Origin of the sequence: Plantactinospora siamensis, from assembly GCF_042434095.1 — a bacterium.
Taxonomy (GTDB): domain Bacteria; phylum Actinomycetota; class Actinomycetes; order Mycobacteriales; family Micromonosporaceae; genus KBS50.
The window spans coordinates 147,377-173,927 of record NZ_JBHLUE010000016.1; the positions used below are offsets into that span (position 1 = coordinate 147,377).

28 protein-coding genes are annotated in these 26,551 nt (G+C 72.4%); 11 read left to right on the forward strand and 17 right to left on the reverse strand.

From position 1 onward, the window contains the following. Positions 1–50: 50 nt before the first annotated feature. From ACFFHU_RS18100 to ACFFHU_RS18125, 6 genes are all read left to right on the forward strand, one after another. The gene (locus ACFFHU_RS18100) at positions 51–980 is read left to right on the forward strand and encodes a TIGR04222 domain-containing membrane protein (protein ID WP_377340416.1); all 930 of its coding nucleotides are present in this window, start codon (positions 51–53) and stop codon (positions 978–980) included. Then, positions 977–1,798: an MbnB/TglH/ChrH family RiPP precursor modification enzyme gene (locus ACFFHU_RS18105; protein WP_377340418.1), complete on the forward strand. Its 822-nt coding sequence runs from the start codon at positions 977–979 to the stop codon at positions 1,796–1,798. The genes ACFFHU_RS18100 and ACFFHU_RS18105 overlap by 4 nt, the downstream gene beginning before the upstream one ends. Then, positions 1,795–2,283 (forward strand): SCO6045 C-terminal-like domain-containing protein, encoded by a 489-nt coding sequence (locus ACFFHU_RS18110; RefSeq protein WP_377340421.1) that lies wholly within the window; start codon positions 1,795–1,797, stop codon positions 2,281–2,283. Before ACFFHU_RS18105 ends, ACFFHU_RS18110 begins: the two co-directional genes overlap by 4 nt. Positions 2,284–2,433: 150 nt before the next feature. Beyond that, positions 2,434–3,192, forward strand: coding sequence for an SDR family oxidoreductase (locus ACFFHU_RS18115; protein WP_377340422.1), 759 nt, complete (start codon positions 2,434–2,436; stop codon positions 3,190–3,192). A 353-nt stretch (positions 3,193–3,545) separates the two neighbouring features. Next, entirely contained in the window at positions 3,546–4,136 is a 591-nt protein-coding gene (mug, locus tag ACFFHU_RS18120; RefSeq protein ID WP_377340424.1) for a G/U mismatch-specific DNA glycosylase, read from the forward strand. A gap of 53 nt (positions 4,137–4,189) precedes the next feature. Continuing rightward, entirely contained in the window at positions 4,190–4,723 is a 534-nt protein-coding gene (locus tag ACFFHU_RS18125) for an SET domain-containing protein (protein WP_377340426.1), read from the forward strand. Between the two features lie 230 nt (positions 4,724–4,953). On the opposite strand, the gene ACFFHU_RS18130 is transcribed toward ACFFHU_RS18125, so the two are convergent. From ACFFHU_RS18130 to ACFFHU_RS18150, 5 genes are all read right to left on the reverse strand, one after another. Then, entirely contained in the window at positions 4,954–5,316 is a 363-nt protein-coding gene (locus ACFFHU_RS18130) for a hypothetical protein (RefSeq protein ID WP_377340428.1), read from the reverse strand. Between the two features lie 50 nt (positions 5,317–5,366). Continuing rightward, on the reverse strand, positions 5,367–7,349 hold the full coding sequence (locus ACFFHU_RS18135) for an ABC transporter ATP-binding protein (protein WP_377341195.1): 1,983 nt from the start codon (positions 7,347–7,349) through the stop codon (positions 5,367–5,369). A 119-nt stretch (positions 7,350–7,468) separates the two neighbouring features. Then, the gene (locus ACFFHU_RS18140) at positions 7,469–8,233 is read right to left on the reverse strand and encodes an enoyl-CoA hydratase/isomerase family protein (RefSeq protein WP_377340430.1); all 765 of its coding nucleotides are present in this window, start codon (positions 8,231–8,233) and stop codon (positions 7,469–7,471) included. A 51-nt stretch (positions 8,234–8,284) separates the two neighbouring features. After that, entirely contained in the window at positions 8,285–8,512 is a 228-nt protein-coding gene (locus tag ACFFHU_RS18145) for a helix-turn-helix domain-containing protein (protein WP_095566055.1), read from the reverse strand. A gap of 185 nt (positions 8,513–8,697) precedes the next feature. Further along, on the reverse strand, positions 8,698–10,302 hold the full coding sequence (locus ACFFHU_RS18150) for an ABC-F family ATP-binding cassette domain-containing protein (RefSeq protein ID WP_377340432.1): 1,605 nt from the start codon (positions 10,300–10,302) through the stop codon (positions 8,698–8,700). A 251-nt stretch (positions 10,303–10,553) separates the two neighbouring features. Here ACFFHU_RS18150 and ypfJ point away from each other — a divergent pair, with 251 nt between their 5' ends. The 3 genes from ypfJ (at position 10,554) to ACFFHU_RS18165 (ending at position 12,815) form a co-directional block, all read left to right on the forward strand. Next, the gene (ypfJ, locus tag ACFFHU_RS18155; RefSeq protein WP_377340433.1) at positions 10,554–11,480 is read left to right on the forward strand and encodes a KPN_02809 family neutral zinc metallopeptidase; all 927 of its coding nucleotides are present in this window, start codon (positions 10,554–10,556) and stop codon (positions 11,478–11,480) included. Between the two features lie 122 nt (positions 11,481–11,602). After that, complete coding sequence (locus ACFFHU_RS18160) at positions 11,603–12,022, forward strand: PPOX class F420-dependent oxidoreductase (RefSeq protein ID WP_377340435.1); 420 nt, start codon at positions 11,603–11,605, stop codon at positions 12,020–12,022. Between the two features lie 109 nt (positions 12,023–12,131). After that, positions 12,132–12,815 (forward strand): DNA alkylation repair protein, encoded by a 684-nt coding sequence (locus ACFFHU_RS18165; RefSeq protein ID WP_377340437.1) that lies wholly within the window; start codon positions 12,132–12,134, stop codon positions 12,813–12,815. A 26-nt stretch (positions 12,816–12,841) separates the two neighbouring features. Here the strand turns inward: ACFFHU_RS18165 and ACFFHU_RS18170 are convergent, their stop codons facing one another. The 9 genes from ACFFHU_RS18170 to ACFFHU_RS18210 all read right to left on the reverse strand — a co-directional run bounded on the left by ACFFHU_RS18170 (position 12,842) and on the right by ACFFHU_RS18210 (position 20,560). Further along, on the reverse strand, positions 12,842–13,462 hold the full coding sequence (locus ACFFHU_RS18170; protein WP_377340438.1) for a LysE family transporter: 621 nt from the start codon (positions 13,460–13,462) through the stop codon (positions 12,842–12,844). 320 nt (positions 13,463–13,782) lie between these two features. After that, entirely contained in the window at positions 13,783–14,199 is a 417-nt protein-coding gene (locus ACFFHU_RS18175) for a metal-sulfur cluster assembly factor (protein ID WP_377340440.1), read from the reverse strand. Beyond that, positions 14,118–14,591 carry a Fe-S cluster assembly sulfur transfer protein SufU gene (sufU, locus tag ACFFHU_RS18180; protein WP_377340442.1) on the reverse strand — a complete coding sequence of 158 codons (474 nt, stop codon included), beginning with the start codon at positions 14,589–14,591 and terminating at the stop codon, positions 14,118–14,120. The genes ACFFHU_RS18175 and sufU overlap by 82 nt, the downstream gene beginning before the upstream one ends. Further along, complete coding sequence (locus ACFFHU_RS18185) at positions 14,591–15,898, reverse strand: cysteine desulfurase (protein WP_377340444.1); 1,308 nt, start codon at positions 15,896–15,898, stop codon at positions 14,591–14,593. Before ACFFHU_RS18185 ends, sufU begins: the two co-directional genes overlap by 1 nt. 26 nt (positions 15,899–15,924) lie before the next feature. Continuing rightward, entirely contained in the window at positions 15,925–16,698 is a 774-nt protein-coding gene (gene sufC, locus ACFFHU_RS18190; RefSeq protein WP_377340445.1) for a Fe-S cluster assembly ATPase SufC, read from the reverse strand. Beyond that, entirely contained in the window at positions 16,698–17,033 is a 336-nt protein-coding gene (locus ACFFHU_RS18195; protein WP_377340447.1) for a non-heme iron oxygenase ferredoxin subunit, read from the reverse strand. The genes sufC and ACFFHU_RS18195 overlap by 1 nt, the downstream gene beginning before the upstream one ends. After that, a complete protein-coding gene (sufD, locus tag ACFFHU_RS18200) occupies positions 17,033–18,229 on the reverse strand; it encodes a Fe-S cluster assembly protein SufD (RefSeq protein ID WP_377340449.1) in 1,197 nt (398 codons plus the stop codon). The genes ACFFHU_RS18195 and sufD overlap by 1 nt, the downstream gene beginning before the upstream one ends. Positions 18,230–18,338: 109 nt before the next feature. Next, entirely contained in the window at positions 18,339–19,772 is a 1,434-nt protein-coding gene (gene sufB, locus ACFFHU_RS18205) for a Fe-S cluster assembly protein SufB (protein WP_377340452.1), read from the reverse strand. Then, complete coding sequence (locus ACFFHU_RS18210; RefSeq protein WP_377340454.1) at positions 19,769–20,560, reverse strand: helix-turn-helix transcriptional regulator; 792 nt, start codon at positions 20,558–20,560, stop codon at positions 19,769–19,771. The genes sufB and ACFFHU_RS18210 overlap by 4 nt, the downstream gene beginning before the upstream one ends. 105 nt (positions 20,561–20,665) lie before the next feature. On the opposite strand from ACFFHU_RS18210, the gene ACFFHU_RS18215 reads away from it, so the two are divergent. After that, positions 20,666–21,616: a COX15/CtaA family protein gene (locus ACFFHU_RS18215; protein ID WP_377340456.1), complete on the forward strand. Its 951-nt coding sequence runs from the start codon at positions 20,666–20,668 to the stop codon at positions 21,614–21,616. Positions 21,617–21,662: 46 nt separating this feature from the next. Here the strand turns inward: ACFFHU_RS18215 and ACFFHU_RS18220 are convergent, their stop codons facing one another. The 3 genes from ACFFHU_RS18220 to ACFFHU_RS18230 all read right to left on the reverse strand — a co-directional run bounded on the left by ACFFHU_RS18220 (position 21,663) and on the right by ACFFHU_RS18230 (position 24,087). Further along, entirely contained in the window at positions 21,663–22,571 is a 909-nt protein-coding gene (locus ACFFHU_RS18220) for a DcsG N-terminal domain-containing protein (protein ID WP_377340458.1), read from the reverse strand. A gap of 2 nt (positions 22,572–22,573) precedes the next feature. Continuing rightward, entirely contained in the window at positions 22,574–22,903 is a 330-nt protein-coding gene (locus tag ACFFHU_RS18225) for a hypothetical protein (RefSeq protein ID WP_377340459.1), read from the reverse strand. Positions 22,904–23,124: 221 nt separating this feature from the next. Next, entirely contained in the window at positions 23,125–24,087 is a 963-nt protein-coding gene (locus ACFFHU_RS18230) for a heme o synthase (RefSeq protein WP_377340460.1), read from the reverse strand. A gap of 311 nt (positions 24,088–24,398) precedes the next feature. Here ACFFHU_RS18230 and tkt point away from each other — a divergent pair, with 311 nt between their 5' ends. Continuing rightward, the gene (gene tkt, locus ACFFHU_RS18235) at positions 24,399–26,537 is read left to right on the forward strand and encodes a transketolase (RefSeq protein ID WP_377340462.1); all 2,139 of its coding nucleotides are present in this window, start codon (positions 24,399–24,401) and stop codon (positions 26,535–26,537) included. Positions 26,538–26,551 lie beyond the last annotated feature (14 nt).

The following is a 26,551-nucleotide window of genomic DNA, read 5'->3' on the forward strand; positions in this document are numbered from 1 at the left end:
CGCGGCTACCGCACAATGTGGACCACCTTCGCCGGACGAGGAGGGGTCCGATGGGCACTGTCACATTGGCGGCGAGCGGCGACACCTGGGGAATTTCCGGACCGACCTTCCTGCGCGGCTATCTCACCCTGGCCGCCCTGCTCGTCGCCGCCCTGGTGGTGACCCGGATCAGGGCCACCGGCGGCACCGGGACGCCGCAGCTCGCCATCGGGCCGCAGCAGGCGGCCTACCTGAACGGCGGTTCGCGGCTGGCGATCTGCGCGTCTCTCGGCGCGCTGCACGGCGCCGAGGCGATTGGGGTCGAGCAGGACCGGACGCTGACCGGGACCGGTCCACTGCCGGCCGGCGTCACCCCGCTCGACCGGGCCGTGCACGCCGCCGCCTACCGACGGCTGCGAGTCCGTGATCTTCCCACCGACCAACAGGTCGCGGCCGAGCTGGCCGCCCTGCGCACCGACCTCGAAACCCGTGGGCTGGTAGTCCGAACGGATCACCGCAGGGCTCTCCGGTCGGCGGCGGTCGCCGGGTGGGGGCTGCTCGCGGTCGGGCTGCTGCGCCTGGTCTGGGGAGTGTCGAACGGCCGGCCGGCCGGTTACCTGATGCTCACACTTCTCGTCCTGGTCGTGGTGGTCATCTCCCTCGGGCGGGTACCCGGACGCACCCGGGCCGGGAGGCGGCTGCTCAACCAGTTGCGGGCCGCCAACCGGCACCTCGCGCCCGGCCAGTCCCCGGCGTACGCCACCTACGGCTTCCAGGGCGCGGCGCTGGGCATCGGGCTCTACGGCACCGGCACGCTCTACTCGATGGACCCCGCCTTCGCCAGCGGTACCGGCCTCGCCACCGGACCGTCCGGCGCAGCCGGAAGCATGGGCAGCAGCTGCGGCGGCGGCTCGTCCTGCGGGGGCGGCAGCTCGTGCGGCGGGGGCAGCTCATGCGGCGGCGGGGGCGGCTGCGGTGGGGGCGGGGGGTGCGGCGGATGACCGGCCAGGTGACCGGCGTCGGCATCGGGTGGCGGCCGGAAATCTCCGGCTTCGTGGCCGAGCTGCCCGGTCTGCGCTTCGTCGAGGTCATCGCCGAGAGCCTGCCGCCCGGCGGTCCCCTGCCGCCGGGCCTGGCCGAGCTGCGCGAGCGCGGCGTGGCCGTCGTACCGCACGGGGTGCGGCTGTCGCTCGGCGGCGCCGAACCGGTGGATCCGAAGCGGGTCGCGCACCTGGCCGCGGCCGCCGACCTGGTCGGCGCGCCGCTGGTCAGCGAGCACATCGCGTTCGTCCGGGCCGGCGGGGTCGAGGTGGGGCACCTGCTGCCGCTGCCGCGGACCCGGGAGGCGGTGGACGCGGTGGTGGCCAACGTCGCGCGGACCCGGGCGGAGCTGCCGGCGCCGATCGCCCTGGAACCGATCGCCGCGCTGTTCGACTGGCCCGACGACGAGCTGGACGAGGCCGACTTCCTCACCGAGATCGTGGACCGCACGGGGGCGCTGCTGCTGCTGGACATCGCCAACGTCTACGCCAACGCCCGCAACCGCGGGCGGGATCCGGTCGCCCTGCTGGACCGGCTGCCGCTGGACCGGGTCGGTTACGTCCACGTGGCCGGCGGGGCCGACCGGGACGGCGTCTACCACGACACCCATACGCATCCGGTGCCGGCGCCGGTACTCGAGCTGGTCGGCGAGCTGTGCGCGCGGCGGCCGCCACCGGCGCTGATGCTGGAACGGGACGGCAGCTACCCGCCCGCCGCCGAGCTGCGGGCCGAGCTGGATGCCATCGCGCGGGCGGCCGGCCAGCCGGTGATCACGTGACCGGCGACCCGGCCGCGCCGGCCGGTTCGGATCCGTCTGCGGGCTCGGCCTCGCTGGCGCGCCGGCAGGCCGAGCTGGCCGCCGCGGTGACCGCCGGCGCGCCCGTACCGGTCGGCTTCGACGCCCGGCTGGTCGGCATCGCCCGTCGGGCCCTGCTCGGTAAGCGGGCCGGGGAGGTCGCCCGGCACTGGCCGGCGCTGGCCGCCGGGCTCGCCGGCCGGTGGCCGGCCGCGTTCGTCGAATGGGCCGCCGACCGGCCGGCCAACGGCGCCCTCCGGGACGGCTGGGACCTGGCCCGGTCCCTCCTGGCCGGCGGGGCGCTGCCGGCGGTGGCCGCCGCCGAGCTGGCACTGCGGGACGCCGTCTGGTGGTATCCGGGCGACGCGCCACCCCGGCGCCGCTGGATGCCGGCCCTGCGCCGGGCCGGCGGCGCCGTCGCGGTCCAGGTCGCCGGTCGGGTACGCCTGGTGCGTGCCGGCCGCTAGCGCGCCGTCCCGGGTCGGCCCGTCGCCGCCCGGCCGGTTGACCGGGCCGACCGGCCGGCGGCTGGGCTGAACGAACGGTCGCCGGGCCCGCGGACCGGCGAGCTGCCGGTCGCCCGTGCGACCGGGCCCCGAGTGCGGCAGGATGCCGGCATGGATCTCGGACTCGCCGACCGGGTGTATGTGCTGACCGGAGCGTCCCGCGGCCTCGGTCTGGCCACCGCCGAATGCCTGGTGGCCGACGGCGCCCGGGTGCTGATCTCGTCCCGCGACGCGGGCACGGTGGCCGACGCCGTACAGCGACTCGGCCCGGACCGGGCCCACGGCGTACCCGCCGACCTGGCCGACCCGGCCACCCCGGGCGGGCTGGTGGCGGCCGCCCGGGACCGCTTCGGCCGGCTCGACGGTGCGCTGATCTCGGTCGGCGGGCCGCCGCGCGGCACGGCGGCTCAGGTCACCGACGAGCAGTGGCGGGACTCCTTCGAGTCGGTGTTCCTCGGCGCCGTACGGATGGCCCGGACGGTGGCCGCGCAGCTACCCGCCGGTGGCGCCGTCGGGCTCGTCCTTTCCAGCTCGGCGCGGTCCCCGATCCCCGGCCTCGGCATCTCCAACGGGCTGCGGCCCGGTCTCGCCGGCGTGGCCAAGGACCTGGCCGACGAGTACGGGCCGCGCGGCGTCCGGGTGGTGAGCCTGCTCCCCGGCCGGGTGCTCACGGACCGGAACCGCGAGCTGTTCGCGGCCAGCGGCGACCCCGAGCGCGCCCGCGCGGAGGCCGAGGCGGCCATCCCGCTCCGGCGGGTCGCCGAGCCCGCCGAGTTCGGCCGGGTGGCCGCGTTCGTGCTGTCCCCGGCCGCGAGCTATCTCACCGGGCTCACCATCCCGGTCGACGGCGGCGCCCTGCGCACGCTGTAGGCCCACCCGCCCGCCACGGGCCTACCGGCCGGCGTCGCGGCCCCACCGGCGCCGGCGTCGCGGCCCCACCGGCGCCGGCGTCGCGGCCCAGGCCGGCCTTTTCGGGATGTGACGGCACCGACGGGACCTCCCGGCGGCCGAGGATCGCCTAGGCTCCCGACGCATGGGAGCGATCCGTCCGGTCACCGCGGTGCTGTGCCTGGTCTCCTGCCTGCTGTTCGTCACCGCCGCTGTGGCCGGGACAGTGGCGCTGATCCGCCGGCGGCGCCGCTGACCCGCCGACCGGTACGGGACGGGTTCGCGTGACCAGGACCGCTGGTCGACCGGTGCCGGCGTCGGAGACAGTTGACCGCATGCCCGAGATCGCCGCCGTCCCCCACCCCCGGCCCACCCGCGCCGAGGTGGCCGCGGCCGCCGGCCGGACCATCCCGGACGTCATCGCGCCCGGACTGCGCGTCCTGTTCTGCGGCATCAACCCCGGGCTTTACTCCGGGGCCACCGGCCGGCACTTCGCGCGGCCGGGCAACCGCTTCTGGCCGGCCCTGCACCGTGGCGGCTTCACCGAGCGGGAACTGCGGTCGTGGGAGCCGGACGAGCTGGTGGCCCACGGCCTGGGCATCACCAACCTGGTGGCCAGGGCCACCGCCCGGGCCGACGAGCTGCGGCCCGAGGAACTCATCGCCGGGGCCGCAGAACTCGCCGACAAGGCCCGGCGGTACGCCCCGGCCTGGGTGGCGGTGGTCGGGGTGACCGCGTACCGGATCGGTTTTCGGCGGCGGACCGCGACCCTCGGCGAGCAGCCGGAGCGGCTCGGACCGGCACGCTTGTGGGTGCTGCCCAACCCGAGCGGGCTGAACGCGCACTTCCAACTCGACGCCCTGGGCGCGCAGTTCGCCGCCCTACGCGAGGCCGCGGAAAAGCAACCCGCCGCGACCGCGCCATGAGCGTCCCACCGGTCCAGGGCTGGGCTGGGCGCCAGCCGGAGAAGGGAGCAGGCGTGGTCGAGCCACCCGAGCCGGACTGCTGGCTGCATCCCGATGTCGCGGTGCGGCCCTCGCCGATCGCGGGGCTTGGCCTGTTCGCCACGGCGGTCATCGAGGTGGGAACCGTCGTGTCCCGGCTTGGCGGTCGCATCGTCTCTGGGCAACGATTGCGAGAGCTGTTCGATGCGGCCGCCGGTGATCCCCGGCGGCCATATGTCGACACGATCGTGGTCGGCGAGGACCGGCACCTCGTGCTTCCGCCCCGGCGTCCGAACGGCTACGGCAACCACAGCTGCGACCCGAACCTGTGGTGGGTCTCCGCTTACGAGCTGGCTGCCCGCAGGCGGATCCCGATCGGCGCGGAGCTGACCAACGACTATGCGGCAAGCACGGGCGACCCGGCCTTCACCATGGATTGCTCCTGCGGCTCGCGAGGGTGCCGGGGCGTCGTCACCGGCGACGACTGGCGCCGGCCGGAGCTGCGCCGGCGGTACGGCCCGCACTGGGCGCCGGTGCTGCTGGCCCGGATCGCGGCGGAGCCGGGATAGTCCGGGCGGCCGGGCGGCCAGCGCCGGCCGAGTGGGCGAAGCCAGTCCGAGCAGAAGCCAGTCCGGGCACGAAGCCAGCCCGGGCACGAGGCCAGCCTGGACACGAAGCCAGCCCCGGCACGAAGCCAGCCCGAGCACGAAGCCAGCCCGGGCACGAGCCAGGCCGCGAGCACGAAGCCAAGCCGGGCCGGGCACGCCCGAGCGGCCGCGGGACTGACTAGCCCGCTCGGCTACGGGGCTCCCTCGGCGGGCCCGAGCAGGGAGGCCGGGTCGCCCGGGTAGCGGGCCGCCCGCTCGGCGAGCATGGCCCCGAACACCCCGTTCGGACGGTGGCAGTCCAGGCAGAGGAAGTTGTCGTCGAGCCGCCGGCCCTGGCAGTGCTCGCAGCGGCCGCGGTCGCGCGGGTCGTGATAGCCGGCAAGGGCGGCCACCAGCGCCCGGGCCACCGGTGCGGTCAGCTCCAGAGCGACCCGCCGGTCGCCGGCGACGAGATCGAGCGTGCCGACCGGCGCCGCGTCCGGCGCGAAGCCATGGACCTCGGCGACGAACTCCCGCAGGGCCGCCAGCACGGCGTCCAGGTCTTCGCGAGCCATGCCCCCACGGTACGACGTCGAACCGCGCGCCACGGGACGGGCCGCGGCGATCAGTTCGCGGCGGCCGGCGGCAGCGCCTCGTCGGCCACCACGTACTCGTGCATCGGGATGGTGGTCACCGGCTCCTGCGCGTCGGCCACCAGCGGGGCCGGCGAGGCGGCCACCGCGAACTGGGTGCGGTAGAGCTCGGCGTAGAGGCCGCCCACCGCCACCAGCTCGTCGTGGCGGCCACGCTCCACGACCCGACCGTCGTCCAGGACCAGGATCTGGTCGGCGTCGCGCACGGTGGAGAGCCGGTGCGCGATCACCAGCGCGGTACGGCCGGTCAGCGCCACCGAGAGGGCGCGCTGCACGGCGGCCTCGGACTCCGAGTCGAGGTGCGCGGTGGCCTCGTCGAGCACCACGATGGACGGCGCCTTGAGCAGCAGGCGGGCGATGGCGATGCGCTGCTTCTCGCCGCCGGAGAACCGGTAGCCGCGCTCCCCCACCACCGTTTCCAGCCCGTCCGGGAGGGAGCGCACCAGGTCGGCGATCTGCGCGCCGCGCAGGGCTGCCCAGAGCTCCTCGTCGGTGGCGTCGGGCTTGGCGTACCGCAGGTTCTCGGCGATCGTCTCGTGGAACAGGTGGGAATCCTGGGTGACCACGCCGATCTCGTCGCGCAGCGAGCCCAGCGTGGCGTCGCGGACATCCACCCCGCCCACCCGAACCGCGCCGTCGGTGACGTCGTAGACCCGGGACAGCAGCATGGAGGTGGTCGACTTGCCGGCGCCGGACGGGCCCACCAGCGCGACCATCTGGCCCGGCTCGACGGTGAACGAGACGCCCTTGAGGACCGGCTCGTTGGCCTGGCGGTCCAGCGCGGCCACGTCCTCCAGCGAGGCGAGCGACACCTCGGCCGCGCTCGGGTAGCGGAACCACACGTCCCGGAACTCGACCCGGCCGTCGCCCCGGGGCAGCGCGACCGCGTCCGGCTTCTCGGCGATCGACGGGGTGAGGTCCAGCACCTCGAAGACCCGGTCGAACGAGACCAGCGCGCTCATCACGTCCACCCGGACGTTCGACAGCGCGGTCAGCGGACCGTACAGCCGGGTCAGCAGCAGGGCCAGCGTGACCACCGTGCCGGCGCTGACCGCCCCGGTGACGGCGAGCCAGCCGCCCAGCCCGTAGGTGAGCGCCTGGGCGAGCGACGCGACCAGCAGCATGGCCACGAAGAAGGTGCGGGAATACATGGCGGACTGGATGCCGATGTCCCGGACCCGCTCGGCGCGGGCGGCGAACCGGGCCGCCTCCACCTCCGGCCGGCCGAACAGCTTGACCAGCAGGGCGCCGGACACCCCGAACCGCTCGGTCATGGTGGCGTTCATCTTGGCGTCGAGGTTGTACGACTCGCGGGTGATCTCCGCGAGCCGGCGGCCCACCCGGCGAGCGGGGATGATGAAGATCGGCAGCAGGATCAGCGACAGCACGGTGATCTGCCAGGACAGGGTGAACATGACACCGGCGGTGAGCACCAGCTGGATGATGTTGCTGACCACCCCGGACAGGGTGGTGGTGAAGGCCCGCTGGGCGCCGAGCACGTCGTTGTTGAGCCGGCTCACCAGCGCACCGGTCTGGGTCCGGGTGAAGAACTGCAGCGGCATCCGCTGGACGTGGTCGTAGACCTGGGTCCGCAGGTCCAGGATGATCCCCTCGCCGATGCGGGCCGAATACCACCGCTGGGCGAGCGAGAACAGGGCGTCGGCCACCGCCAGCACGGCGATGATCACGGCGAGCCGGATGACCGTGGCGCCGGCGTCGGAGCCGCCCTTGGTGATCGCGTTGACCACCCACCCGGCGAGCACCGGCGTGGCCACGCCGATCACGGCCGAGACCACCACGGTGGCCAGGAAGACGAGGATGTCGCGACGATAGGGGCGGGCGAAGTCGACGATCCGGCGGCCCGTCTCCCGGCTCACCTTGTGGCCGGCGACGTCGTCCTTGCTGCGCATCGATCGCAGCATGGACCAGCCCCCGCCGCCCATGCCACCTGCCATCGGATGGGTCACCCGTCACCTCCGTGTCGCACGCCGCCGCACCGGGGTCAGTCTCCCCGATGCCTACGACAACCCGGAGGGTAATCCCTTTCTTCCCGAACGGTCCTTACCGGTCGGACTCACTCCCCGGTGCCGGCCAGGTCGCGCAGCCGCCGTACCTGCGCCTCGCGCTCGGCCCGCTGCTGGTCGGCCGGCGACCGGCGGGCGGCGCCGGCCAGCAGCGCCTTGATCTCGATCACCGCGTCCCGGTTGCCGGCCAGCAGCGCGGCGGTCAGGTCGGCGGTGGCCGAATCCAGGTCGGCCGCGGGCACGACCAGCGTGGCCAGGCCCAGCCGGTCCGCCTCGGCGGCGTCCAGCCGCCGGCCCGTGACACAGATCTCCAGCGCCCGCGCGTAGCCCACCAGGTCCACCAGCCGGCCGGTGCCGGCCAGGTCGGGCACCAGCCCGAGGGTCACCTCGGCCATGGCCAGGCTCGCGTTGTCGGCAAGCACCCGCAGGTCGCAGGCCAGCGCCAGCTGGAACCCGGCGCCGATGGCGTGCCCGTGGACCGCCGCGATCGAGATCAGATCGGGCCGGTGCAGCCAGGTGAACGCGGCTTGAAACCCGGCGACCCGCTCGGCAGCGGCCTCGGGCGGCATGGTGGCCAGCTCGACGAACGACGAGTCCCCGTCGCCCCGGGCCACCGCGAGGTCGAGTCCCGCGGAAAAGGCGCGACCCGCTCCCCGTACGACCACGACCCGCACCTCCGGTGGCAGCTCGCGACCGAAGGTGCGCAGGGCCGCCCACATGGCGGGCGTCTGCGCGTTGAGGACGTCGGGCCGGGACAACGTCACCGTCGCCACCGGCCCGTCGCGATCCAGCCGTACGCCGTCGTTCGTGCTCACCGGGTCACCCCCGGGGCCCGTCGACGGGTCCGGCCTGGGCGGTTGCGTCGATCACGCCTTCTTGCGTCGGCGGGCGCCGCCACGCTGGCGCAGCTGCACGCCCGACTCGGTGAGCACCCGGTGGATGAACCCGTAGGACCGGCCGGTCGAGGCCGCGAGGGCTCGGATGCTCTCACCCGAGGTGTACCGCTTGACCAGGTCCTTGGCGAGCGTCTGCCGCTCGGTTCCGACGATCCGGCGACCCTTCTCAGTGCTGGTGGCTGTGCCGGTGGCTGCCATGTTGATTCCTCACGTCCCAGACTGTGCGGTTCGATACGGTCCCACCTATTAGACCGCCTCGGACGATCATGCGCCAGATATCAACTCTTCGCCAACCGACACGCACGACAGTGTCGCAATCCCGATAGGCTGACCTGCGGACATGGCGGGCCGTGAGCAAGTGGCTCCGGTTACCCGGGGTCACCTCAGGCCAGCTCGACCAGCTCCAGCAGGTCGTCGCTCCAGGCGTCCTCGTCGCCGTCGGGGAGCAGGATCGCCCGGTCCGGCTTGAGCGCCAGCACCGCGCCGGGGTCGTGGGTGACCAGCACGATCGCCCCCGGATACCGGGCGATGGCGTCCAGCACCTGCTCCCGGCTGACCGGGTCGAGGTTGTTGGTCGGCTCGTCCAGCAGCAGCACGTTGGCGCCGGAGCAGACCAGGGTGGCCAGCGCCAGCCGGGTCTTCTCGCCGCCGGAGAGCACTCCCGCCGGCTTTTGCACATCCTCGCCGGAGAAGAGGAACGCGCCGAGGATCTTGCGCAGGTCCGTGTCCGTCTGCTCGGTTCCCGCGCTGCGCATGTGCTCCAGCACGGTCCGGTCGACGTCCAGCGTCTCGTGCTCCTGGGCGTAGTAGCCCAGCCGCAGGCCGTGCCCGGGGCGTACCTCGCCGGTGTCCGGCTCGACCAGCCCGCCGAGGATCCGCAGCAGGGTGGTCTTGCCCGCGCCGTTGAGGCCGAGGATGGCCACCCGGGAGCCGCGGTCGACCGCCACGTTGACGTCCGTGAAGATCTCCAGCGACCCGTACGACTTCGACAGGCCGGTCGCGGTGAGCGGGGTCTTTCCGCACGGGGTCGGGGTGGGGAACCGCACCTTGGCCACCTTGTCGGCGACCCGCACCTCGTCCAGGCCGGACAGCAGCCGCTCTGCGCGGCGGGCCATGTTCTGCGCGGCCACCGTCTTGGTGGCCTTGGCCCGCATCTTGTCGGCCTGCGCCATCAGGGCGCCGGCCTTCTTCTCGGCGTTGGCCCGCTCCCGGCGCCGCCGGCGCTCGTCGGTCTCCCGCTGTTCCAGGTACGCCTTCCAGCCCAGGTTGTAGACGTCCACCACCGAGCGGGTGGCGTCGAGGAACCAGACCTTGTTGACGACGGCCTCCAGCAGCGAGGCGTCGTGGCTGATCACCACCAGCCCGCCGCGGTGGTTGGCCAGGAAGCCACGCAGCCAGGTGATCGAGTCGGCGTCCAGGTGGTTGGTCGGCTCGTCCAGCAGCAGGATGCCCCCGCCGTCCTCACCCGCGTCGGCGAACAGGATGCGGGCCAGCTCGATGCGCCGGCGCTGACCGCCGGAGAGGGTGCCGATCGTCTGGGCCAGGGCCCGGTCCGGCAGGCCGAGGTTGGCGCAGATCCGCGCGGCCTCCGCCTCGGCGGCGTACCCGCCGAGCGCCGCGAACTGGTCCTCCAGCGCGCCGTACCGGCGGACCAGCCGGTCCTCGGGGTTCTCCGCGAGCTGCGCCTGGATCTCGGTCATCTGCGCCAGCAGCACGTCCAGGCCGCGCGCCGAGAGCACCCGGTCGCGGCCGGTGACGTCCAGATCACCGGTACGCGGATCCTGCGGCAGGTAGCCCACGTTGCTGCGCCGGTCGATGCCCCCCGCGTACGGCTGGCCCTCGCCGGCCAGCACCTTCAGGGTGGTCGTCTTTCCGGCGCCGTTGCGGCCGACCAGGCCGATCCGGTCGCCCGGCTGGACCCGCAGGGTGGCCTCGGACAGCAGGATGCGGGAGCCGGCGCGGAGTTCCAGGCCGGTTGCAGTGATCATTTCGGCTAACTCGCTCTCGGGAGGAAGGGCTGACATGCGGGCACGCGGCAGCGCCGACGAGGATGGGTCCTCTCGCCGGCGCGGGGCGGGTCAGCCTTCGCAGAGCAGCACGCCGTCTATTGTACCGGCCGTCTCCGGAGCGGTGGGTCGGATTACCAATCAAGATCATCGGGTACCGTGCCGAACGTCCGGCCATCGTCCGGCGCTGATTCTTTTGACATGTGCTGACTTCTTCGACGATCGAGGTTTCCATGGAGCTGAACGAGAACGCTGACATCGACACCAGTCAGGTCGAGGACAGGCGCGGCTCGGGTGGCGGTGGTGGCGGCGGAGGCATGGGCATCCCCATCCCGATCCCCGGTGGCGGCGGCGGGCGCGGCGGCCTCATCGGGATCATCGTGGCCGTGGTGCTGGCGCTGGTGGGCGGCGGCTTCGGGGTGAGCCAGCTCGGCGGCGGGGGCGGCAACGACCAGCCCGCCGACAACTCGACGCTCGACTCGCGGTGCAAGGCACCAGACGCCAAGCAGCAGCAGGACTGCCGGAACACCCTCTACATCAACTCGATCCAGAACTACTGGCAGACCGCCATGCCGGACGCCTTCGGCAAGCAGTACCAGCCGGTCCACACCGTCTTCTTCAGCAACAGCGTGAACACGGGCTGCGGCCAGGCCGACTCCGGGGTGGGCCCGTTCTACTGCCCGGCCGACAAGAAGGTGTTCATCGACCTGACCTTCTACGACACCCTCAAGTCGGAGTTCGGGGTCAAGGGCGAGTTCCCCCAGCCGTACGTGCTGGCCCACGAGTACGGCCACCACGTGCAGGACCTGCTGGGCACCAACGCCAAGGCCGAGCAGGGCGGGGCCAAGGGCCCCAACTCCGGGTCCGTGCGGCTGGAGCTGCAGGCCGACTGCTACGCGGGCGCCTGGGCCAACCACGCCACCGAGACCAAGACCAAGAGCGGCAAGGCGATCTTCAAGTCGATCGACAAGCAGGACATCCAGGACGCGGTGAACACCGCGGGCGCGATCGGTGACGACGCCATCCAGCAGAAGTCCGGCCGGGGCAACGACCCCAGCTCGTACACGCACGGCACCTCGGCGCAGCGGCAGAAGTGGTTCGAGCAGGGCTACAACAGCGGCGACCCGAAGACCTGCGACACGTTCTCCGGCAGCCTGTGACGAGATCCGGCAGCCGCTGACGGGATCCGGGCAGCGGGAATGGCTTCGCTGGGACAGGGAACAGACCAACCGGTAGAAATGTCAGCCGGTACGGTGATATCCCCAGACCCGCAGGAGAGCCCATGTCGAAGCCCCCGCTGCCCGAGGCCGCCATCGAGATGTTGCGCAAGCCCAACCCGGCGGTCATGGCCGTGCTGAAGCCCGACGGCCAGCCGGTCTCGACCGCCACCTGGTATCTCTGGGACGACGGCCGGATCCTGGTGAACCTCGACGAGGGCCGGCGGCGGCTGGCGCACCTGCGCGCCGATCCGCGCGTCTCACTCACCGTGATCGACAACGAGAACTGGTACACCCACGTCAGCATCATCGGGCACGTCGCCGAGATGCGGGACGACACCGACCTGGCCGACATCGACCGGCTGTCCCGGCACTACGGCGGCAACCCGTACCCGCGCCGCGACCGGGGCCGGGTGAGCGCCTGGATCGAGATCGACCGCTGGCACGGCTGGGGCGACCTCAAGGACACCAAGCAAATCGGCTGAGTCGCAAGGAAGGGCCCCTTCTTATCGCTTTTTGTATAGGAAGGGGCCCTTCCTAACGCGGCTCACCGAGCCGACGGTCCGACAATCGCCGGATGCGATGATCCCCGGCATGCCTTCCTCGCTGGCCGACACCGTGATGACCCGGCTCACGACGGCGTACGGCGAAGCGCGCGACCCGGAGCGGGCCCTGGCCATGTCCACGTACATGCGCGGGCTTTTCCCGTTCCTCGGCATCCCGGCGCCGGCACAGCGGACCTTGAGCCGGACGGTGCTGGCCGGCCTGGACGCGCCGACGGAGGCCGACCTACGGGCGGTGGCGGTGGCCTGCTGGGATCTTCCGGAGCGGGAGTTCCAGTATTTCGCCTGCGGGTACCTGCGCCGCCATGCGCCGGTCTGTTCGGCGGACTTCCTGGCAACGGCCCGGTTCCTGGTCAGCACGAAGCCCTGGTGGGACACGGTCGACAGCCTGGCCGCGCACCTCGTCGGCCCGCTCGTACGCCGGCATCCCGAGCTGTCCGCGGCGATGGACGAGTGGATCGCCGACCGGGACCTGTGGGTGGTGCGTAGCGCCCTGCTGCACCAGCTCACCTTCAAGGAGGCGACCGACGAACGGCGACTCTTCGCGTACTGCGCCGCCCGGGCCGACCACCCGGACTTCTTCATCCGCAAGGCGATCGGCTGGGCGCTACGCGAGTACGCGAGGTCCGCGCCCGAGGTCGTCCGCCGGTACGTCGCGGCCAACCGCTCCCGGCTGTCCCCGCTGTCGGTACGCGAGGCCACCAAGCATCTCTGATCCGCCGCGGTCGCGTTGCCGGCTGGTCAGACCAGCAGGGTGACGGCCAGGCCGGCGATGAGCGCGCTGGACAGCAGCGCCGTCACGAGCCTGCCGGTAGGGCCGGCCAGAGCCCGGCCGACCAGCGATCCGCCCGCGGCGATCAGCAGCTGCCAGCTCGCCGAGGCGGTGAAGGCGCCGACCACGAACAGCACCGCGGCGCTGGCGGAGGAGCCGGCGGCCGGCTGCCGCCCGACCACGAGGGCGGCGAAGTAGACGATCGTCATCGGGTTGAGCAGGGTCAGCGCCAGCACCGCCGCGTACGCGCGGCCCGGGGTGGACAGCACCTCGGCCCGGCCGCCGGCCTGCGGTCGGCGGTGCCGGGTCACCGCCCGCCACCCGCCGTGCACGGCCAGCCCCAGCAGCACGACCACGGCCACCCAGCGCAGCGGCTGGGCCACCGGGGTGATGAGCCGGGCCAGCGCCACCCCGCCGGCGGCCGCGACCGCCGCGTACAGGCCGTCGGCCGTGGCCACGCCGGCCGCGGCGGCGGCGCCGACCCGCAGCGAGAACCGCGCGCTCAGACCCAGCACGAGCACGGCGATGGCACCGACCGGGAGCGCCACGCCGTACCCGGCCACCAGCCCGGCCAGGAAGGCCGCCGTCACGATCGGCGGCGAAGGACCGCGCCGGACACCGTGGCCACCCGCTGTCGCGCGGCCGCCGCGGCCAACGGTACAGGACGGGCGGCAAGCGGGTACGACGCGGTCACCCGCTCATTGTCGGCAACCCCCACGACCCGAGCCACCGCATTTCCGCGCCCCCGGCCTCCCCACCCGCCCCCGGGCCTCCCCGCGCCCACGCCTGCGGCGATCTTGCACCTTGGGCCCCCTTTCCGCGGCTTTTCGCCTCTTTTGCCGGGGCCAAAAGTGCAAGATCGCGGAGGAGGAGGGGTGGGGACGGGGGCGGGGGTGGGGAGAGGGCGGGGTTAGACGTTGAAGCCTAGGGAGCGGAGCTGGTCGCGGCCCTCGTCGGTGATCTTGTCGGGGCCCCACGGCGGCAGCCAGACCCAGTTGATCCGGAAGTCGTCCACCAGGCCGCCTCCCGGACCCTTGGTGAGCGCGTCCCGGGTCTGGTCCTCGATCACGTCGGTCAGCGGGCAGGCCGCCGAGGTGAGGGTCATGTCCAGGGTGGCCACGTTGTCGTCGCCGACGTGGATCCCGTACACGAGTCCCAGGTCGACCACGTTGATCCCCAGCTCGGGGTCGACCACGTCCTTCATCGCCTCTTCGATATCGGCGATCTTCGTCGTGCTGTCACTGCTCATGCCGTCACCTCCGGGCTCATTCCCATGCCTGCGCGCGCCGCCGCGTCCTTGAAGGCCATCCAGGGCAGCAGCGCGCACTTCACCCGGGCCGGGTAGCGGGCCACCCCCGCGAAAGCCACCCCGTCACCCAGTACATCCTCGTCCGGCGCGACCTGTCCCCGGCTGGACATCAGCTCGACGAACGCCGCGTGCACCGCCGCCACCCGGCCGGTGTCCTGCCCGGTCAGCAACTCGTGCAGCACGCTCGCCGAGGCCTGGCTGATCGAGCAGCCCATCCCGTCGTACGAGACGTCGGCCACCCGGTCGGCGTCCACCGCGACCCGGACCGTCACCTCGTCGCCGCAGGTCGGGTTCACGTGATGGGCCTCGGCGACCCGCAGGTCCGCGCCGCCGGCCTCGCGCAGCCCGCGGCCGTGCGGGTGCTTGTAATGGTCCAGGATGATCTCCTGGTACAGATCGTCGATCCGCATCAGCCGAACACCTTCCGTGCCTGATCGAGCCCGCGCACCAGCGCGTCGATCTCCCCTGTGGTGGTGTACAGGTAGAACGATGCCCGGGTCGTTGCCGGCACGCCATAGCGGACACACGTCGGTCGCGCACAGTGGTGCCCCACCCGCACCTGAACGCCCTGCGAGTCGAGCACCTGTCCCACATCGTGCGGATGCAGGTCGCCCAGGGCGAAGGAGATGGTGCCGCCCCGGCCTACCGGCACGGCCGGGCCGAAGATCCGCAGGCCGGGCACCGTGGAGAGGGCGTCCAGCGCGTACGCGGTCAGCTCCTTCTCGTGCCACTGGATGGCCTGCATGCCGATCCCGGAGAGGTAGTCGATGGCCGCGCCCAGCCCGACTGCCTCGGCGATCGGCGGCGTGCCGGCCTCGAACCGGGCCGGCGGGGCCGCGAAGGTCGACCGGCCCATCGTCACCGTCTCGATCATCGACCCGCCGCCGAGCACCGGCGGCATCGCCGCCAGCAGCTCGGATCGGCCCCACAGCACCCCGATGCCGGTGGGCCCGCACATCTTGTGCCCGGTGAAGGCGATGAAGTCGGCGTCGTAGTCGACCACGTCCATCGGCAGGTGCGGCACCGACTGCGCGCAGTCCAGCAGCAGCAGCGCGCCCACCTCCCGCACCCGGCGGGTGATCCGCGACGTGGCGTTGACCGTGCCGAGGATGTTGGACATGTGCACCAGCGAGACGAGCTTCGTCCGCTCGTTGACCAGCTCGTCCAGGTTCGACTCGTCGAGCCGGCCGCCGTCGGTGAGGCCGAACCAGCGCAGCGTGGCGCCCGTCCGCTCGCAGAGCAACTGCCAGGGCACGAGGTTCGAGTGGTGCTCCATCTCGGAGATCACCACCTCGTCGCCGGGCCCCAGCCGGAACCGCGGGTCACCCTTCGCGGCCGCCGAGGCGTTGGAGAAGGCGTACGCCACCAGGTTGATCGCCTCGGTGACGTTCTTGGTGAACACCACCTCGTCCGGGCTGGGCGCGTTGATGAACGCCGCCACCTTCGCCCGGGCCCCCTCGTACGCCTCGGTGGCCTCGGTGCCCAGCGTGTGCACCGAGCGGGAGACGTTCGCGTTGTGCCGCTCGTAGTGCTCGCGCAGCACGTCGAGGACCTGCCGCGGCTTCTGCGAGGTGGCCGCGCTGTCGAGGTAGACCAGCGGGTGCCCGTTGACCTCCCGGCTCAGGATCGGGAAGTCGGCCCGCACCCGGTCGACGTCGAAGCGCGGCACGTCGTCGTACTGCGGCATGCCCGGCGGGATGGCGATGGTGCTGCTCATCTGCCCCTCGCGTCCTCTCGCTCCGGTCAGGCCCGCGCCGCGCCGGCGCCGGCCACGTACCGCTCGTAGCCGGACTCCTCCAGCTTGTCGGCCAGCTCCGGGCCACCCTGCTCGACGATCCGGCCGGCGACGAAGACGTGCACGTGGTCCGGCTTGATGTAGCGCAGGATCCGGGTGTAGTGGGTGATCAGCAGCAGGCCGGTCTCGCCGGTCTCGCGGATCCGGTTCACGCCCTGGCTGACCACCCGCAGCGCGTCCACGTCCAGACCCGAGTCGGTTTCGTCCAGGATCGCCATCTTGGGCTTGAGCAGCTCCAGCTGGACGATCTCGTGCCGCTTCTTCTCGCCGCCGGAGAAGCCCTCGTTCACGTTGCGCTGGGCGAACGCCGGGTCCATCTGCAGCCGCTCCATGGCGCCGCGCAGCTCGCCGGCCCAGGTCCGCAGCTTCGGCGCCTGGCCGTCGATGGCCGTCTTGGCGGTACGCAGGAAGTTCGCCACCGACACGCCGGGCACCTCGACCGGGTACTGCATGGCCAGGAAGAGCCCGGCCCGGGCCCGCTCGTCGACGGACATGGCCAGCACGTCCTCGCCATCCAGCAGCACGCTGCCGCCGGTGATCTGGTATTTCGGGTGACCGGCGATCGAGTAGGCCAGGGTGGACTTGCCCGAGCCGTTCGGGCCCATGATGGCGTGCGTCTCGCCGGACCGCACGGTCAGGTCGACACCGGCCAGGATCGGCTTAAGCTCCCCGTCGGGCAGCTTGACCGACACCTGCAGGTCGCGGATCTCCAGGGTGCTCATTATCGGGTCACTCCATTGCTCGGCGTGAGGCTGACGTACACGTCGCCGTCACGGACATCGACGGGATAGACGGGAACGGGTTCGGTGGCGGGCAGCCCGGTCGGCTCGCCGGTCCGCAGGTCGAAGCGGGAGCCGTGCAGCCAGCACTCCAGCGTGCAGCCGTCCACCTCGCCCTCGGAGAGCGGGATGGCGGCGTGCGAGCACTCGTCGCGCACGGCGTAGAAGTTGCCGTCGTCGGCGTGCACCACGGCGATCTCGGCGCCGTCCACGTCGGCGCGGATCGCCGTGCCCTTCGGCACGTCGTCGGCGGCGCAGATCCGGATCGGTTCGGACATCACGCCCCCGCCGTCGCCGCGGCGTCCTCGCTCGCGACCGCGGGGCTCGCGAACTCGCTCCCCGCGCTCGCCAGCCGGGCCTCGATGGCGTCGCCCAGCCGCTCGCGCAGGGCCTCGACCGGGATCTTGTTGATCAGCTCTGCGAAGAAGCCGCGGACCACCAGCCGGCGTGCCTCGCCCTCCGGGATCCCCCGGGCCATCAGGTAGAACAGCTGCTCGTCGTCGAACCGCCCGGTGGCGCTGGCGTGTCCGGCCCCGGCCACCTCGCCCGTCTCGATCTCGAGGTTGGGCACCGAGTCGGCCCGCGCGCCGTCGGTGAGCACGAGGTTCCGGTTGATCTCGTACGTGTCGGTGCCGGTGGCCTCGGCCCGGATGAGCACGTCGCCGACCCAGACGGTGTGCGCGTCGGCGCCCTGCAGCGCGCCCCGGTAGCCCACGTAGCTGCGGCAGTCCGGCACGGTGTGGTCGACCAGTTGGCGGTGCTCGAGGTGCTGGCCGCCGTCGGCGAAGTACAGGCCGTACAGCTCGGCCTCGCCGCCCCGGCCGGTGTATTCCACGTTGGTGTACTGCCGGACCAGGTCGCCGCCCAGGGAGACCTGGATGTGGACGACCTTGGCGTCCCGGCCGAGCCGCACCTTGAGGTGCTGCGCCTGGACCGCGTCGGCGGCCCAGTCGGCCACCGTGACCAGGGTCAGCTTCGCGCCGTCGGCCACCGCCACCTCGACGTTGTCGGCCAGCGTGACCGAGCCGGTGTGCTCCAGCACCAGGGTGGCCTCGGCGAACCGGCCCACCTCCACGAACGTGTGCCCGTAGGCGACGCCCGCCGAGCCGTCGCCGACCACCCGCACCAGGGCCGGATCCGGTACGACCGCGTTGGCCGTGACCGAGACCAGCAGCGACTGCTCGGCGTTGCCGTACGCGAGCGCGCTGACCCGGTCGAACGGGGTGAGCACGCTGCCCACCCGCTCGTCGTCGTGCGGCACGGTGGAGACGGTGACCCCGGGCGGCAACTGGCCGTACTCGTGCTTGATCGTGCCGGTCGCCGCCGGCGTGCCGGTGGCCAGCCCGCGCAGCCGCTTCAGCGGGGTGAACCGCCAGTCCTCCTCCAGCCCGGTCAGGGCCGGGAAGTCCGCCACGTCGTACGAGCGGAGCGCCTGCGACTTCGTCTTCGGCGGCGCGAATGCCTGCGTGCTCATCTCATCCTGTCTCTGCTGCGAACCCGTACACATCTACCGCCGCCCGAGGTCGGCGCCCGGCGCTGCCGCCGCGACCGCTGACCGGCCGCGGCGGCGGTCGCCGCCGGCGTCAGCCGACGGCGCCCTCCATCTGCAGCTCGATCAGGCGGTTGAGCTCCAGGGCGTACTCCATCGGCAGTTCCTTGGCGATCGGCTCGATGAAGCCGCGCACGATCATGGCCATCGCCTCGTCCTCGCTCAGGCCCCGGCTCATCAGGTAGAAGAGCTGGTCCTCGCTGACCTTCGAGACCGTGGCCTCGTGGCCCATCGACACGTCGTCCTCGCGGATGTCCACGTAGGGGTAGGTGTCCGACCGGGAGATGGCGTCCACCAGCAGCGCGTCGCACTTCACCGTGCTGCGGCTGCTGTTCGAGCCCTCCAGGACCTGCACGAGGCCCCGGTACGACGTCCGGCCGCCGGCACGGGCGATCGACTTCGAGACGATGGTGCTGGAGGTGTGCGGAGCGGCGTGCACCATCTTGGCGCCGGCGTCCTGGTGCTGCCCCTCGCCGGCCATGGCCACCGAGAGCACCTCGCCCTTGGCGTGCTCGCCGGTCATGTAGACGGCCGGGTACTTCATGGTCACCTTGGACCCGATGTTGCCGTCGATCCACTCCATGGTCGCGCCCTCGTGGCAGACGGCGCGCTTGGTGACCAGGTTGTAGACGTTGTTCGACCAGTTCTGGATGGTCGTGTAGCGGCACCGGGCGTTCTTCTTGACGATGATCTCGACGACCGCGCTGTGCAGCGAGTCGGACGAGTAGATCGGCGCCGTGCAGCCCTCGACGTAGTGCACGTACGCGCCCTCGTCGACGATGATCAGCGTCCGCTCGAACTGGCCCATGTTCTCGGTGTTGATCCGGAAGTACGCCTGCAGCGGGATCTCCACGTTCACGCCCTTGGGCACGTAGATGAACGAGCCGCCGGACCAGACCGAGGTGTTCAGCGCCGCGAACTTGTTGTCGCCGACCGGGATGACCGTGCCGAAGTACTCCTTGAACAGGTCCTCGTGCTCCTTGAGCGCGGTGTCCGTGTCCAGGAAGAGGACGCCCTGCTCCTCGAGGTCCTCACGGATCTTGTGGTAGACCACCTCGGACTCGTACTGCGCGGCCACGCCGGCGATGAGGCGCTGCTTCTCCGCCTCCGGGATGCCGAGCTTGTCGTACGTCCGCTTGATGTCCTCGGGCAGCTCGTCCCAGTTGGCCGCCTGCTTCTCGGTGGACCGCACGAAGTACTTGATGTTGTCGAAGTCGATCCCGGTGAGGTCCGCGCCCCAGGCCGGCATGGGCTTGCGGCCGAACAGCCGCAGGCCCTTGAGCCGCAGGTCGAGCATCCACGCCGGCTCGTTCTTCTTGGCGGAGATGTCCCGCACCACCGCCTCGTTGAGGCCGCGCTGGGCGGAGGCGCCCGCGATGTCGGAGTCGGCCCAGCCGTACTCGTACCGGCCCAGGGCGGCGAGGTGCTCCTCCTGGGTGGTGACGGGCTGGACGGTCTGCTCGGTCATCTATCTGTCCTCACAGTGGAGACGGTGGTTCCGGTCTGGGTGACGGTGGTTCCGGTCGGCGCCCCGCCGGGCGCCGGAAGCGACCTGCCGCGCTGGGCCTGGGCCGGGATGTGCGTGGTGCACACCCCGTCGCCGTGCGCGATGGTCGCCAGCCGCTGCACGTGCGTGCCGACCAGGCGGGAGATGACCGCCGTCTCGGCCTCGCAGAGCTGCGGGAACTCGGCGGCCACGTGCGCCACCGGGCAGTGGTGCTGGCAGAGCTGGCCGCCGCTCGCGATCGTCGAGGCGTTGGCAGCGTAGCCCTCGGCCGTGAGCGCCCCGGCCAGGGCCTCGGCCCGGGCCAGCGGGTCCTCGCCGGCGTCCGCCATGGCCGACCGGCAGCGCGCCTCGAGGGCCGCCACCTGCTCGTTGGCGAACGCGTCGACCGCGTCCGGCCCGGCGTGCCGGGCGATCCAGCGCAGCGCCGCGGTCGCCATGCCGTCGTACGTGTGGGTGCCGCAGCGGACCCGGCCGGCGTCGGTGAGCAGGAAGATCTTGGCCGGCCGGCCGCGCTGCCGGCCGCCCCGGACCGGCTGCTCGCGGGCGATCACGTCGCCGTCGACCTGCATGGCGTCCAGGTGCCGGCGGATGGCGGCCGGGCTCAGCCCCAGGGCGGCGCCGAGCTGGGCGGCCGTGGCCGCGCCGCGCACCAGCAGCAGCCGGGTCAGCCGGTCGCGGGTGCGGCCGTCCGCCGAGCCGGCGGCCGGGTCGGCCGGCTCGCGCTCGGGAGGCGCCACCGCGTTTTTCACAACGCCAACGTTACGTAATTGGCCCGAGCGCCGCAAACCCACCCCCGGGTGATCCCAACCACCGGCCCACCGGCGCCGGCCGGCGCGTTCAGTACGATGGGCGCCGTGAGCCGATCTGGCCCCTTGAGCAGCGATTCGACCCTTCGCCGGCTGGCCGCCGCGGGCGTGGTCGCGAACGTCGTCCTCGTCGTCACCGGCGGCGCGGTGCGGCTGACCGACTCGGGCCTCGGCTGCCCGACCTGGCCCCGGTGCACCGCGGAGTCCTACCGGACCACGCCCGAAATGGGCGTACACGGCATGATCGAGTTCGGCAACCGGATGTTGTTCTTCGTGATCGGCGCCATCGCGGTGGCCGGCCTGGTTGCCGCGCTGCGCCGCCGACCCCGGCCGCGCGGGCTGGTGCCGCTGGCCATCGTCGCCGGGCTGGGCATTCCCGCCCAGGCCGTGATCGGCGGGATCACCGTGCTGAGCGGGCTCAACCCGTGGGTGGTCGGGCTGCACTTCCTGGCCTCGATGGCCGTGCTGGCCGGCGCGTACGCGTTCTGGCGGCGCGCGGCCGAGCCCGACGTCCCGGCCGTGCCCACCGTCCCGGGGGCGCTGCGGGGCCTCACCGGCCTGCTGACCGGCGTCAGCGCGGTCGTGCTGGTGCTCGGCACCTTCGTCACCGGCAGCGGTCCGCACTCCGGCGACCACGGCGCGGCCCGGAACGGGCTGGCCCCGGCCGCCATCGCCCAGCTGCACGCCGACGCGGTCTTCCTGCTGCTCGGCCTGTCGGTGGCGCTGTGGTTCGGGCTGCGGGCCGTGGGCGCGGACCGGGCGGCCCGGGCGGCCGCCGTGCTGCTCGCGGTGGAGCTGAGCCAGGGCGTGATCGGCTTCGTGCAGTACTTCACCCACCTGCCGATCGTGCTGGTCGCCGCGCACATGCTGGGCGCCGCCCTGGTCTGGCTGGCCACCCTCGGCGTGCTGTGGTCCACCCGCGAGCGCCATCCGGCGGTCGCCAACCCCACCACCGCCGACCCCGAACCCGCCAAGGCACTGGCCGTCCCCCGCAGCTAGGGCGCGTGTCAAAGCCCCTGGCCGGCCGAGGACTTTGACACGCGCCCTAGCGCAGCAGGCGGGCGGCGATGGCGTCGGCCAGCTGGTCGGGGGCGCCGGGAGCGTGCGACAGGAACAGTGAGGGCTCGGTCAGCTCCAGCTCGACCAGCACCGGCCGGGAGTCCGGGCCCGGGATCAGGTCGACGCGGGCATAGAGCAGCCGCTCGGGACCGCCCGGCACCGCCGCCAGCACCCGGTCACCCAGCTCGACCTCGGCCGGCTCCGGCACCCGGGCCTCGATCTTCTCGGCCAGGTAGAGGCCCTCGACCCCGGTGTCCGGGCCGGTCAGCATGGGGCCCTTGCGGATGGCGTGGCTGAACCGCAGCCCGTCGGGGTCGGCCAGGTAGATCAGCGCGGTCTCCCCCAGGGTGTCCACCGCCGCGAGGTAGGGCTGCACCATGCCGGTCCGGCCCGCCTCCGCCAGCCGCCCCAGGTGGGCCCGGGCGGCGGCGCGGTGCTCCGGGTCGGTCAGGTCGTACCGGCCGGTGTCCCGGCTCCCGGCGCTGATCGTGGGCTTGATCACGTAATCCCCGGCGGGCGGGAGCGACCAGGTCCGGTCCGGGGGGATCCACTCGGTGGGCACGGTGGGCAGGGTCCTCGACAGGCCGTCGAGGTAGGTCTTGTCGGTGTTCCACTCCAGCACGTCGGCCGGGTTGGCCAGCGCCGGCACGGTCCGGGCCCAGGCGGTGAACTCCGGCCGGCGAGCCGGGTAGTCCCAGGTCGACCGGATCACGGCGAGCGAGACCGAGGACCAGTCCATCCCGGCGTCGTCCCACACCACCGGGACGGCGCGTACGCCCCGATCCGCCAGCGGACCGAGCAGCAGCCGGTCGTCCGGGTCCAGGTCGGGCAGGGCCGAACAGGTCACCAGGGCGACCCGGGGCGTACCCCGGGTCGCCTGGTCGTCCCCTATCAATGTCAGCGAGCCATGGTCCGACGGGCCATCGAGCGCCAGAGATCGTTGCTCGGCCGCATCTGGTCCATGAGCTCGCGCTCCCATTCGTTCTCCACGGTGATGCCCGCGGTGACGCACGCCTCCCGGGCCACGTCCGTGCCCTCGGCGAACTGGTCGGCCCACACCCCGTCGGAGCCCACCAGGACGATCCGTGCCCCCCGCTTACCGACGTACTCGATGACCGCCCGCGCGCCGCCGTGCTCGGCGGCGAACGACTTCAGGCCGGCCACGAGCCCGGAGGGGGCCGGACCGGTCTTCTCGGTCGTCAGCGTCGTATCGGAACCATCTGCCATGTCCGCAGCGTAAACAGACGGAGGCTCACGTGTGGCCTGGTTGTCGGCAATATGTGACGGCAATTACCAGCAGGTTTAAGAATGCCGAAAGGCGATTCCGCCCCTTTGCACGCATCCATCCGTCCAGGGAAGCGGACAAAACAGTCAGAAATCCGACTCAAGCCACCGGAGGCCGGACCTTCGGACATAGCCCAACGTGGAAGTGGCCGGCCCGCGGAAAATCAGACCAGCGCGTCGACGGCGGCAGCCACGAACAGGATCGTCAGATAGGTGGTCGACCAGTGGAAAAGCCGCATCGGCCGCACCGCCTCGCCCCGGCTGGCCCGGCGCGCGAGCAGGTGCGCCTCGACCAGGAAGATCGCGCCGACCGTGCCCGCCGGCACCGCGTAGATCAGGCCGACTCCGGCGGCCAGCGGCCAGGCCGCCAGCGAGGCCAGCACGGTGAGCCAGGAGAAGAGCAGAATCTCCGTGTTCACCCGGCGTACCGAGGCCACCACCGGAAGCATCGGAATGTTGGCCCGGGCATAGTCGGCGCTGTATTTGATGGCGAGCGCGTAGAAGTGCGGCATCTGCCAGCAGAACACCACGGCGAACAGCGCCCACGCGGCCGGGCTCAGCGTGCCGGTCACCGCCACCCAGCCGATCAGCACCGGGGTGGCGCCGCAGATCCCGCCCCAGAAGGTGTTCTGGGTGGTCGTCCGCTTGAGCCAGAGGGTGTAGACCAGGTCGTAATAGGCGATCGACCCGAGCGTCAGCAGGGTGGCCGGCCAGTTGGTGAAGGTCGCCATCAGCGCCGTGGAAACGGCCGCGAGCACCAGCCCGAACACCAGCGCGTTGCGCGGCGACACGGTGTGCGAGGGCAGCGGGCGACGCTTCGTCCGCCGCATGACCTGGTCGATGTCCCGGTCGATGTAGCAGTTGATCACGCTGGCCGCGCCGGCGGCCAGCGAGCCACCGAGCAGGACCACGGCGATCAGCCAGAGCGACGGCAGGCCCCGGGCCGCGAGCATCATCGGCGGCACGGTGGTGATCAGCAGCTGCTCGACGATGCGCGGCTTCGTCAGCATGACGTACGCGCGCAGGACGGAGCCCCATCCGCCCGGAGCGGTCGAACCGCTCGTCCCGTTCGCCCGAGCCGGCGAGCCGGCCGCGGTGGAGACGGGGCGCTCGGTGACCATACTCACGGACTGCCACCTTCCGGCGTCGGCAGGGGAATTCTGATCGGCAGCCGAGGCGGATCCGCGTCTGCTCACCGAAGCAACAGCGTACGCGCCGCTTCCCGGGCCGCCCGGCCGACCCGGCAACGGTGCGGGCGATCACACCGGTCCCACCCGTTCGGTGGCCCGGCGACCGAGTAGCGGACCCCCGGGCCGGGTAGTCCTCCAGCAGGGTGTCCCGAAGGGCGACCGGGACGCAGATCCGCGCTCGGGTGTTCAACCGCGCTCGATAGGGTCATCACCGAGGGTTCCGCCCATTCGTGAGGAGCACATCGATCGTGGCTGAAAATCGACGGGAGCCAAACCCCTTGAACTGGTCCGACCTCGACCGCCGGGCCGTCGACACCGTACGCGTCCTGGCCATGGACGCCGTGGAGAAGGCCGGAAACGGTCATCCCGGCACGGCGATGAGTCTGGCCCCGGCCGCGTACCTCCTCTTCAACCGGCTGATGCGGCACGACCCCACCGACCCCGACTGGGCCGGCCGGGACCGCTTCGTGCTCTCCGCCGGGCACAGCAGCCTCACCCTCTACATCCAGCTCTACCTCTCCGGCTATGGCCTGAGCCTGGCCGACCTGCAGTCGCTGCGGCAGTGGGGCTCGCTCACCCCCGGTCACCCCGAGCACGGCCACACCGCCGGCGTGGAGACCACCACCGGGCCGCTGGGCCAGGGCGTGGGCAACGCCGTCGGGATGGCCATGGCGGCCCGCCGCGAGCGTGGCCTGCTCGACCCGGAGGCCGGCCCGGGCGCGTCCCCGTTCGACCACAACATCTGGTGCATCGCCTCCGACGGCGACATGGAGGAGGGCATCAGCCACGAGGCGGCCGCGCTGGCCGGGCACCAGAAGCTCGGCAACCTCACGCTGATCTACGACGACAACGAGATCTCGATCGAGGACGACACCCGGATCGCCAAGAGCGAGGACGTGGCCGCGCGCTACGCCGCGTACGGCTGGCACGTGCAGACGGTCGACTGGCGCCGCGGCGACGCCGACCAGGGCGACTACCACGAGGACGCCGAGGCGCTGTACCGCGCGCTGGTCGCGGCCAAGGCGGAGACCGGGCGGCCGTCCTTCATCGCGCTGCGCACGATCATCGCCTGGCCCGCGCCGAACAAGCAGAACACCGGCAAGTCGCACGGCTCGGCGCTGGGCGCCGACGAGGTGGCCGCCACCAAGAAGCTGCTCGGCTTCGACCCGGCGCAGAGCTTCACCGTGGACGAGAAGGTGCTCGCGCACGCCAGGGAGGCCACCGAGCGGGGCCGCGCGGCGCACGCCGAGTGGCAGCGGGCGTTCGACGGCTGGGCCAAGGCGAACCCCGAGCGCAAGGCGCTGTACGACCGGATGCGCACCCGTACCCTGCCGAACGGCTGGACCGACGCGCTGCCGGAGTTCCCGGCGGACGCCAAGGGCGTGGCCACCCGGGCCGCTTCCGGGAAGGTCCTGGAGGCCCTGGCGCCGGTGCTCCCGGAGCTGTGGGGCGGCTCGGCCGACCTCGCGGAGAGCAACAACACCAGCATGAAGGGCGAGCCGTCGTTCGTGCCGGCCGAGTACGCCACCAAGGAGTTCCCCGGCGACGAGTACGGCCGCACGCTGCACTTCGGCATCCGGGAACACGCCATGGGCGCGATCATGAACGGCATCGTGCTGCACGGCGGCACCCGCCCGTACGGCGGCACGTTCCTGGTGTTCAGCGACTACATGCGCCCGTCCGTGCGGCTCGCCGCGCTGATGAAGCTGCCGGTCGTGTACGTCTGGACGCACGACTCCATCGGGCTCGGCGAGGACGGCCCGACGCACCAGCCGATCGAGCACCTCAGCGCGTTGCGCGCGATCCCCGGCCTGGACGTGGTGCGCCCGGCGGACGGCAACGAGACCGCCTGGGCGTGGCGGATGGCCCTTGAGCACACCGACCGGCCCACCGGGCTGGCGCTCAGCCGGCAGGCCCTGCCCACCGTCGACCGGTCCGAGCTGGGCTCCGCCGAGGGCGTGGCCAAGGGCGGCTACGTGCTGGCCGACGCCTCCAACGGCAAGCCCGAGGTGATCCTCATCGGCACCGGGTCCGAGGTGCAGCTCTGCCTCACCGCCCGGGAGCGCCTGGAGGAGCAGGGCACCCCGACGCGGGTGGTCTCGATGCCCTGCCAGGAGTGGTTCCGGGAGCAGGACCAGGCGTACCAGCAGTCGGTGCTGCCGTCCGGCGTGAAGGCGCGGGTCAGCGTCGAGGCCGGCATCGCGATGTCCTGGCGCGACCTCGTGGGCGACTGCGGGGAATGCGTGAGCATTGAACACTACGGGGCCAGCGCGCCGTACAACGTGCTGTTCGAGCAGTTCGGGTTCACCCCGGACCGGGTCGTGGCGGCGGCACACGCCTCGATGGCCCGGGTCGGCACGATCACCGGCACCACCACCGGCAACTGAGGGAAAGAGGTCAG